General features: G+C 37.5%; 8 protein-coding genes. 2 read left to right on the plus strand and 6 right to left on the minus strand.

The features are described from left to right. The first annotated feature begins 358 nt into the window (after positions 1-358). Both Q1V95_RS12500 and Q1V95_RS12505 read left to right on the plus strand, forming a co-directional pair. Entirely contained in the window at positions 359-1,702 is a 1,344-nt protein-coding gene (locus tag Q1V95_RS12500; protein ID WP_300674493.1) for a cytochrome ubiquinol oxidase subunit I, read from the plus strand. Beyond that, entirely contained in the window at positions 1,699-2,697 is a 999-nt protein-coding gene (locus Q1V95_RS12505; RefSeq protein ID WP_300674495.1) for a cytochrome d ubiquinol oxidase subunit II, read from the plus strand. Before Q1V95_RS12500 ends, Q1V95_RS12505 begins: the two co-directional genes overlap by 4 nt. A 101-nt stretch (positions 2,698-2,798) precedes the next feature. Here the strand turns inward: Q1V95_RS12505 and Q1V95_RS12510 are convergent, their stop codons facing one another. The 6 genes from Q1V95_RS12510 to lysS form a co-directional block, all read right to left on the minus strand. Further along, positions 2,799-3,800: an MBL fold metallo-hydrolase gene (locus tag Q1V95_RS12510; RefSeq protein WP_300674497.1), complete on the minus strand. Its 1,002-nt coding sequence runs from the start codon at positions 3,798-3,800 to the stop codon at positions 2,799-2,801. Positions 3,801-3,929: 129 nt separating this feature from the next. Then, on the minus strand, positions 3,930-5,129 hold the full coding sequence (locus Q1V95_RS12515; protein ID WP_300674500.1) for an MFS transporter: 1,200 nt from the start codon (positions 5,127-5,129) through the stop codon (positions 3,930-3,932). Continuing rightward, positions 5,126-5,419: a YciI family protein gene (locus tag Q1V95_RS12520; protein WP_300674503.1), complete on the minus strand. Its 294-nt coding sequence runs from the start codon at positions 5,417-5,419 to the stop codon at positions 5,126-5,128. The genes Q1V95_RS12515 and Q1V95_RS12520 overlap by 4 nt, the downstream gene beginning before the upstream one ends. Positions 5,420-5,509: 90 nt before the next feature. Next, on the minus strand, positions 5,510-6,511 hold the full coding sequence (locus Q1V95_RS12525; RefSeq protein WP_300674506.1) for an aldo/keto reductase: 1,002 nt from the start codon (positions 6,509-6,511) through the stop codon (positions 5,510-5,512). 86 nt (positions 6,512-6,597) lie between these two features. Beyond that, a complete protein-coding gene (locus tag Q1V95_RS12530; protein ID WP_300674509.1) occupies positions 6,598-7,506 on the minus strand; it encodes a helix-turn-helix transcriptional regulator in 909 nt (302 codons plus the stop codon). 82 nt (positions 7,507-7,588) lie between these two features. Beyond that, a complete protein-coding gene (gene lysS / locus Q1V95_RS12535; protein ID WP_300674512.1) occupies positions 7,589-9,283 on the minus strand; it encodes a lysine--tRNA ligase in 1,695 nt (564 codons plus the stop codon). Between the last annotated feature and the right edge of the window lie 60 nt (positions 9,284-9,343).

Here is a 9,343-nt window from a genome sequence, read left to right on the forward strand (position 1 = left end):
TGTCCACTACTTCATAAACCAAATGGTGAAGACCTCTTGTGCCCACATCACCAATGTACATCGAAGGACGCATACGTACGTGCTCCATTCCTTCCAATGCCTGAATACTACTTGCTGTATATTGTTTTTGACTCATATAAATTTATTAATTTTTGCGTTGCGCAAAGACCCACAAATATCGTGAAAATTTTCGGGTTTTGAAAGTTTTTAATATTCTAAAATCTGTTAAATAAAATAGTCATTCCAGAAAACATAATTACAATTTGATAGATGAAATATATCATTTAAAATATTCCATAATTATATAAGAATGAATAACTTATAATACTTAGCTTTATTCATTCAAAATAGCAATAGAATGGACGATTTTATCGCAGCGCGTTCGCAGATGGCGCTTTCCTTAGGCTTTCACATTATTTTTTCCTGTATTGGGATGGTTATGCCTTTTCTTATGGCTTTCTCGCATTGGAAGTATCTAAAAACTGGAAACGAAATTTACAAAGGACTCACCAAAGCTTGGAGTAAAGGCGTTGCCATACTTTTTGCAACAGGAGCTGTTTCTGGAACGATGCTTTCCTTTGAACTAGGCTTACTTTGGCCAAAATTTATGGAGCACGCAGGTCCCATTTTCGGAATGCCATTTTCGTTGGAAGGAACTGCATTTTTTATTGAAGCCATAGCTTTAGGATTCTTTCTGTATGGTTGGGAACGCCTCAACAAATGGTTCCATTGGTTTTGCGGACTCATTGTTGGGATTAGCGGTTTAGCATCGGGAATTCTTGTGGTAGCCGCCAATGCATGGATGAATAGTCCTACAGGTTTTGACTTCATAAATGGTCAATATACCAACATCGATCCTATAAAAGCGATGTTTAATGAAGCTTGGTTCCCACAAGCCTTTCATATGACTGTCGCCGCTTTCTGTGCGACTGGATTTGCTGTTGCTGGCGTACATGCTTATTTAATTTTAAAAAAGAAAAATATTCAGTTTCATACAAAAGCATTTCGCATTGCGATGGGATTTGCTTTGATTGGCGCTTTTGGCGCTCCACTAAGTGGCGATATTGCTGCGAAATCGGTCACCAAACGCCAGCCTATAAAATTAGCAGCAATGGAAGCACATTTTGAAACAGAAAAAGGCGCATCATTTGTCCTCGGTGGCATTCCTGATGAAAAAAATGAAGAAGTAAAATATGCAGTCAAAATTCCGAAAGTGTTGAGTTTTCTTGCGACAGGTGATTTGGATGGAGAAGTAAAAGGTCTAAAAGAATTCCCACGAGACTTGTGGCCACCAGTAGCTGTTGTACATTACGCATTTCAGATCATGATTTTCTTTGGTGTTGTGATGATGTTAATAGGCGTTATTTACCTTTTTGCTCTGTATAAAAAGAAAGAATGGCTAACAAAAAATTGGTTTTTAAAAATATTTTTTATTGCAACACCTTTTGGTTATATCGCTCTAGAAGCAGGCTGGACCGTAACCGAAGTTGGTCGACAACCATGGATTATTTATGGCATTATGAAAACCATTGATGCGGTAACACCAATGCCTGGAATCCAATATTCATTCTACTTCTTTACGTTTATTTTTGTTAGTCTATCCATGATTTTAGGATTCTTATTATCAAGACAAATTAAGATGGTTCCGAAATTATACGATTCTACAGACCCTAATTATTCACCAAAAACTAAAAAGTCATGATTTATGTAGTTATCGCCTTTCTGTGGCTTTCAGTTTGTTTATACGTCGTTTTTGGAGGCGCCGATTTCGGTGGTGGAATTGTAGAGCTTTTCGCTGGAAAAAACACCAAAAAGAAAGTCCACGAAATAATGCACGATGCCATAGCGCCTGTTTGGGAAGCCAATCATATGTGGTTGATTATTGCGATTGTTGTTTTGTTTGTTGGATTCCCACAAATCTATGCTGGAATTTCGACCTATCTCCATATTCCTTTAGTACTAATGTTGGTAGGAATTATCGCACGTGGAACGGCTTTCACATTTAGAAATTATGATGCCGTCTCTGATGATTGGCAAATTCTATACGAACGAATATTTTATGCAGCAAGTCTTTTAACACCATTCTTCTTAGGCGTTATTGCGGCAGCTACAGTTTCTTCGTCGATAAATCCAGATGCGACTGGCTTCTTGGACTTATATGTCTACAGCTGGTTAAATCTATTTGGCGTTTCAGTTGGTTTTTTTACGATAAGCATTTGCGGGTATTTAGCCTGCATTCTTTCCATTCGAGAAAGCCAAAGTGATGACGAAGTGACAATGATGATTGGCAAGTCTAAAAAAGCCATGTTAGCGGTTGTTATTTGCGGTTCTATAGTATTTGGCGTTGCTTATTATTCTGGAATCCCATTATTTGAATGGATATTTTCAAAAACATTAGGAATCTCAGCAGTAGTAGTTGCAACGGTTTTGTTAGGTTTAATTTTCTATTGTATGAAAATTCGGAAATTGCTACCCATTCGGGTATTCGCGGGATTGCAAGTGGTTTTAATTTTAGTAGCAGCAACTTATCAGCACTACCCTAATATCGTACTTTTAGGAAATGGAAACCATTATTCTTTAATAGAACATGTTGCGCCAGAAGCGACAATCAATGCTTTAGCTTGGGCATTATTAATTGGCTCGATCTTCATCCTACCCTTTTTGTTTTATTTAATTTATGCGATGAGACGAAAATAAAAACTTAGAAAATATTTTTCAAAAATTCTTCAAGGAAATACGAATTAAAAAAATAAGCTGCTTTAGTAAAGCAGCTTATTTTTTTATACATATAGGAATAACTACGGCGTGAAAACCGCTTCTTGAATCCATTCGAAAGCGGAGCCTGATTTTTTGACATAACCTAAACCTGTCCATGGAAGATGATAAGCTAAAGTTCGGGTTTTAGTAGCGGCAAGATCGGCAAGAATTTTTCGGCGTGAGGAAATGGCAATGTCCAAATCGGTATCTCCCGAAAATCCCCATTCAGGATGCGGAAAAAGTAAAATATCGGAATGAATAAGGTCAGCAACGACCATTAATTCTTCGTTTGCGGATTTTATTTTGGTCAAAGTCATTCCTGGTGTGTGACCAGGCGCCAAAACGAAAGTGAAATTATCAAACAAAGCTTTTTGATAATCGTAATAATTGAGTTTTGGTTTTAATGTTGTTAAAATAGATCGAACTTTCGGAATGAACATTTTGAGAAAATCCAGTTCGTGGATTAAACCGCTATTTTTGAAATCGTTTTCGGTGGCTTTCATCCAAAAATCATATTCGGTTTTGGAAATGAAATACTTAGCGTTTGGAAAAACGAAGTTGTTATTTTTGTCCAACAATCCGCCAACATGGTCGGGATGCGCATGAGAAATAAAAACATCGGTTATTTGGTTGGGTTGGAAACCTGCTTTCGCCAGGCTTTTGAGAAGAACACCATTATTTTTGTCTGCAAAAATCCCTAAACCTGAATCGAGAAGAATCAACTGATTTCCTTTCTTCACCAACAACACATTAATCGCCATATCGATGTATTGATCGGAGCGGAAATTGTCTTTTAGGATTGTTTTTAGTTCGGTGACATTTGCGCGTGGACAATAGGTATTCACATTATCTTCTCGGATAAAACCATCGGACAAAATATATAAATCGAGATCGCCGAGTTTTAGTTTTCGGAATCCCGAAAGATTGTCGGAATTTTCATTATTTAGCGAGGATTGTGCAACATTTGCCAACAGATTCCCTGCAGGAATTAAAGTTGCTACACTTGCTAAAAGTCCGGTTTTTATGAGGTCTCTTCTTTTCATGACAAATAGTTGTTTTTATGCAGAATCTCGCAGCCCGGCTTGAGCGGAAATCCTTTACAACATGAGCCTGAAAGGCGATTGTTGCAAAGATTGGGAGCGGAAGACGGAAATGCTGCCATAATAATTAGTTTAGGAATGTACTTTTTTGAAGTTTACAATGCTGAGAATCGCCAATCCCAAGAGCGCAATAACGAAATAGCCGACCGCCACAAAGTCCTGAGAGACGGGCTTTACAGCCGCAACAACACCGTAACTGAGCGCGGAAGTAACGATAAACGCCATTCCACCTGTTAAACCGCCCGCAATCCCCGCAGAATTAGGGAATCGACCGATGCAATAGGCGAAATAATTGTTAAAAATGAATCCCGCCGTGATATGAATAAAAAACGCAAAAATCGCCAACGTATAAAGGTTGGAAATCCAATAGGAGCTCGCGAACATCACGATGATCAGGAGGATTTGAATGAAATTAGCGTAACGAAGTTTGGGCAAAAAGGATTTGTTCATTAAAAACTTTCCTAAAAAACCGCCACACATCCACGCAAAGCCCATCAACAGCGAAACATAGCCTGTTGTAATCGCCGAAAATCCGAGTCGATGTTCGATGATAAACGGACCACAAAGGTTGTAAAACATGACCAGTCCGTAGCTGACGCCGCACATGAGCATTCCGTAGAAGAAATCGGGCGTGCGGAACATTACTTTGAACTCGTTGAAGAGGAAACCGAGGTTGAAAGGATTCCTTTTAACTAAGGTTTCGCCAGAGAAAATGAGTTCTAAAACGAGAACCACAGCGCAATAAATTGCCAGCGCGATAAAGTTGGATTGCCATCCGAAATTGGATTGCAAATATCCTCCGATAAATGGCGCAATAATCGGCGCTAAAGACCAAACAATTGTCATGATACTGAGGTAATGTTTGCGCTCCTCGCCATCGAAAACATCTACAAAATAGGCTCTTTTGGAAACCACCGCAAATCCCGACAAAATTCCTTGCACGATTCGCATTAGATAGATGACATAGATATTTTGTGTTTGTGCCGTCCACCAAAACGAAAAAATAAATAAAAATAGTGAAATTATCGAAACTTTGTAACGTCCAAATGCGTCCACCACCGCTCCTGCAAAGAACTGCGCCAGTCCGTAACTAATCAAAAACAAGGATAAGGTTAACTGGATTTTGGTTTCGGGAAGATGAAGTTCGGACGCCATTTCGGGCATCGACGGCAAATAGATATCTGTTGCCAATCCCGAAATCGGTATGACCGAAAATGCTAGAAAGGTTGCAATGGATTTGTTGCTTGGCTTTAATGTTTTGTTGAGCATCATATTACTTCTACATATTTCTGAAATTCCTCATTGGACTTGGTTGGAATGAATTCGGTGATTTCGTAATCCGCGATTTCGTTTTGATAAAAAGGATCTTCTTTTACAATTTCATTTAAGGTTTCCCTTTCTATATTATTGGCAATAATAATTCCGCCAGTTCGAGGATTTTTCCGTCCCGAAATAATGAAAGTACCATCCGTATAATATCGTTCTAAAAATGCATTATGAGCATTAATAAGTGGTTCAATTTCAGCAATCTCTTTTTTATATTTCAACGAAATAACATACATTTTTTATAATTCTTTACATTAATAAATAACCACCATCCACAAGGTAGGACGTTTCCATGATTTTTCACATCTTTTCTTCATTTTCTCTTTTTAGTGATTGACCAACTTCATCCCTCCCTCCGAATATCTTTCGCCAGTTTTCGGATATTTTTTCAGGATTTCGTCGATTGAAGCAAGATCATCGGATGTTAAATGAATGTCCGTTGCCGCGACATTTTGTTCTAAATATTTTACGCGTTTGGTTCCTGGAATTGGGATGATATCATTTCCTTGTGCCAAAACCCAAGCTAACGCCAATTGGCTTCCAGTCGCATTTTTTGTTTGGGCAAACGCATTTAGTTCTTTGGCAAGATTTTGATTATTTTCTAAATATTCGGATTGAAATCTTGGCAAGGTTTTTCTGAAATCATCATCCTGCAAAGAAGAAACTTCGTTGATGTTATTAAATAATCCTCTTGCAAGCGGCGAGTATGGAACTAAAGAAATTCCCAACTCGCGGATTGTCGTTAAAATTTTGTTTTCGACATCTCTTGTCAGCAAAGAATATTCGGATTGCAAAGCAGCAATTGGATGCACTGCATTTGCTTTTCGGATCGATTCTGGTGAAGCTTCAGACAAACCTAAATATTTTACTTTTCCTGCTTTTACCAAATCTGCCATTGCGCCAACTGTTTCCTCAATAGGAACATTTTGGTCAACGCGATGCGCATAATACAAATCAATTGTATCAATCTTTAATCTTTTGAGACTAAGATCAACAGCCTGTTTAATCCATTCTGGAGATCCATCAATATAAGTTCCAGGCGCGCTGCTTGGTCCTGCAATTCCGTCTTTGAATCTAAATCCAAATTTGGTTGCAATAAAGATTTTGTCTCTGTTAGGTCCTAAAACTTTTGAAATCAATTTTTCATTTACGCCATTAGCATACATATCCGCCGTGTCCCAAAAATTAATTCCTAAATCTAAAGCTTTGTGCAAGGTGTTTAAACTTTCTGTTTCATCAGTTGCACCATAAGCAAAACTCATCCCCATGCAGCCTAATCCGATTTCTGAAAGCTGTTCTCCTGTTTTTCCTAATGTTCTAAATTTCATTTTTTAATTTTTTATGATTCAACATAACAAAGGTAAGATTGCTATCTTCCTTTGAAATATAAGATTCAAACCAATTATTATAAAATTCAAACAAGGCCACTTCTAAAACTGATTGGCGATACTCCAAGTCGCTTTTTGAAATAATTGGTAAAATAAGCAGGTTCTTCAAAACCCAATCCAAAGGCAATTTCATTAATATTCCAGTCTGTATGATGCAGCAAAGCTTTGGCTTCTGTTATGATTCTTTCGGAAATAAGATCAGAAGTCGTCTTCCCTGTAATTTCTTTTAAAGATCTATTGAGTGAGTTGACATGAACATTAAGATGAGATGCATAGTCGACCGCGGTTTTTAGTTTCAAAAAATTCTCGGGTCCATCAATAGGAAACTGTCTTTCCAACAATTCTAAAAACAAGGAAGTAACTCGATCGGAAGCATTTCTATAACGTTCAAAATTTTCGGCAGGGTTTAGCTTTAAAGCTTCGTGAATCAAGAGTTGAAGATAATTTCGGATCAAATGGTATTTATGAATATAATCTGATTCCAAGTCTTCCATCATCTTCTGAAAGATGATACTAATCTCGGCAACTTGCTTCTCTGATAGGAAAAATATAGGTTCGCCTCCGACTTTAAAGAAAGACTTTTCTCCAAGATTATCAACGGTAATCGTATCGCGAATAAACTTCTCGGAGAAGAGACAAAACCAACCTTTCTGCTCCTCGGATTCTGCTTCCCAAGAATAGGGAACTTTGGGATTGGAAAACATAAAAGCCGGCCTATCAATCTTAATCCAACGATCGGCGTAATGCAAAGTTCCTGTCCCAATTATCAAAGAAATCTTATAATAGTCTCGTCTGCGATAAGGCGCCACCAAAGCACAATTATCGCGAGAAAAGACATTAATATGTCCCAAACTTTTATCACAAACAGACTCTGGCAAAGCCTGAGAACCAAAGGTTCTTTTATAAAAATCGATAATACTCTCTGAGTTTTCCATGATTCAAAATTATAAAAAACAAACAGAATAGAAACAAAAAAACGAACCGAAGTTCGTTTTTTAATATATCGTTAAGATTCAATTAAGCCAATTTTATCAACAAAACATCATCCACTTTCTCTACTTTCACCAAATTATTTTTGGTTAAAGTTTTAGACGCTTTGTCCCATTTTTTTCCTGAGAATTTAGTTTGTTCTTTAACGTCGTTCAATGGCATTTGCTCACCGGATTTTAGGATTTCAAGAATTAACTTTTCATCATCGCCTAATTCGATTGTTGGCGCAGCTTTTTCTGGTTTCATTTGAGGGAAGAACAATACTTCTTGGATTGATGGATTGTTCGTTAAGAACATAATCAATCTATCCATTCCGATTCCTAAACCTGAAGTTGGCGGCATTCCGTATTCCAATGCTCTTAGGAAATCTTGGTCGATAAACATCGCTTCATCGTCTCCTCTTTCAGACAATGCCATTTGTGCTTCAAAACGTTCTCTTTGATCAATTGGGTCGTTCAACTCCGAATAAGCATTCGCTATTTCTTTTCCACAAACCATCAATTCGAAACGTTCTGTAAGACCTTCTTTGCTTCTATGTTTTTTTGTTAAAGGCGACATTTCCACTGGATAATCTGTAATGAAAGTTGGCTGAATGAAGTTCCCTTCACATTTCTCACCGAAAATTTCATCAATCAATTTTCCTTTACCCATAGTTTCGTTTACTTCGATACCAATCGACTTAGCAAACTGACGAAGTTCGTCTTCCGTTTTATTTGTGATGTCAAATCCAGTGTACTTCTCAATTGCTTCTTGCATAGAAACTCTTGGATAAGGCGCTTTCCAGCTAATCTGATGTTCACCAAAAGTAGACTCTGCTGTTCCATTAACTTGCGTTGCACAGAATTCTAACAATTTCTCCGTGAAATCCATCATCCAGTTGTAATCTTTATACGCTACATAGATTTCCATTGCGGTAAATTCTGGGTTGTGCGTTCTGTCCATTCCTTCGTTACGGAAGTTTTTCGAGAATTCATAAACACCATCAAAACCACCAACGATCAATCTTTTAAGATACAATTCGTTTGCAATTCTTAAATACAAAGGAATATCTAAAGCATTGTGATGTGTAATAAATGGTTTTGCAGCTGCTCCACCTGGAATCGATTGTAAAATCGGTGTTTCTACCTCGAAATATCCTGCGTTATTGAAGAAATTACGCATTGCTGCGAACAATTTTGTTCTCTTTACGAAAATTTCTTTCACATGCGGATTCACTACCAAATCAGCGTAACGTTGTCTGTAACGCATTTCTGGATCAGTAAAACCATCATGAACATTACCATCTGCATCCACTTTTGGTAATGGCAAAGGACGAAGTGACTTTGTTAAAAGAATAAAATTCTTAACATTAACGGTCATTTCGCCAACTTGAGTTTTAAACAAATCACCTTCTATACCGATGATATCACCGATGTCTAAAAGCTTTTTGTAAACTTCATTGTATAATTCTTTATCTTCTCCCGGACAGATTTCGTCACGGTTAAAATACACTTGGATACGACCTTTAGAATCTTGAAGTTCAGCAAAAGATGCTTTCCCTTGGATTCTTCTGGACATTAATCTACCTGCAATCTTCACCTGTTTACCTTCTGCAAAATCCTGTTTTATAGATTCTGTAGTGTCAGTAATTGTGTATTCTTCCGCTGGGAATGCATTGATCCCCATTTTGCCGAGCTCTTCTAACTTTTGTCGGCGGATAATTTCCTGTTCAGATAATTGCATTGTCTTATTTTAAATAACGTGCAAAATTAGTGAATTTAGAATTGATGGTCAATTGCTTTG

Source organism: Soonwooa sp. (assembly GCF_030151385.1).
Taxonomy (GTDB): Bacteria; Bacteroidota; Bacteroidia; order Flavobacteriales; family Weeksellaceae; genus Soonwooa.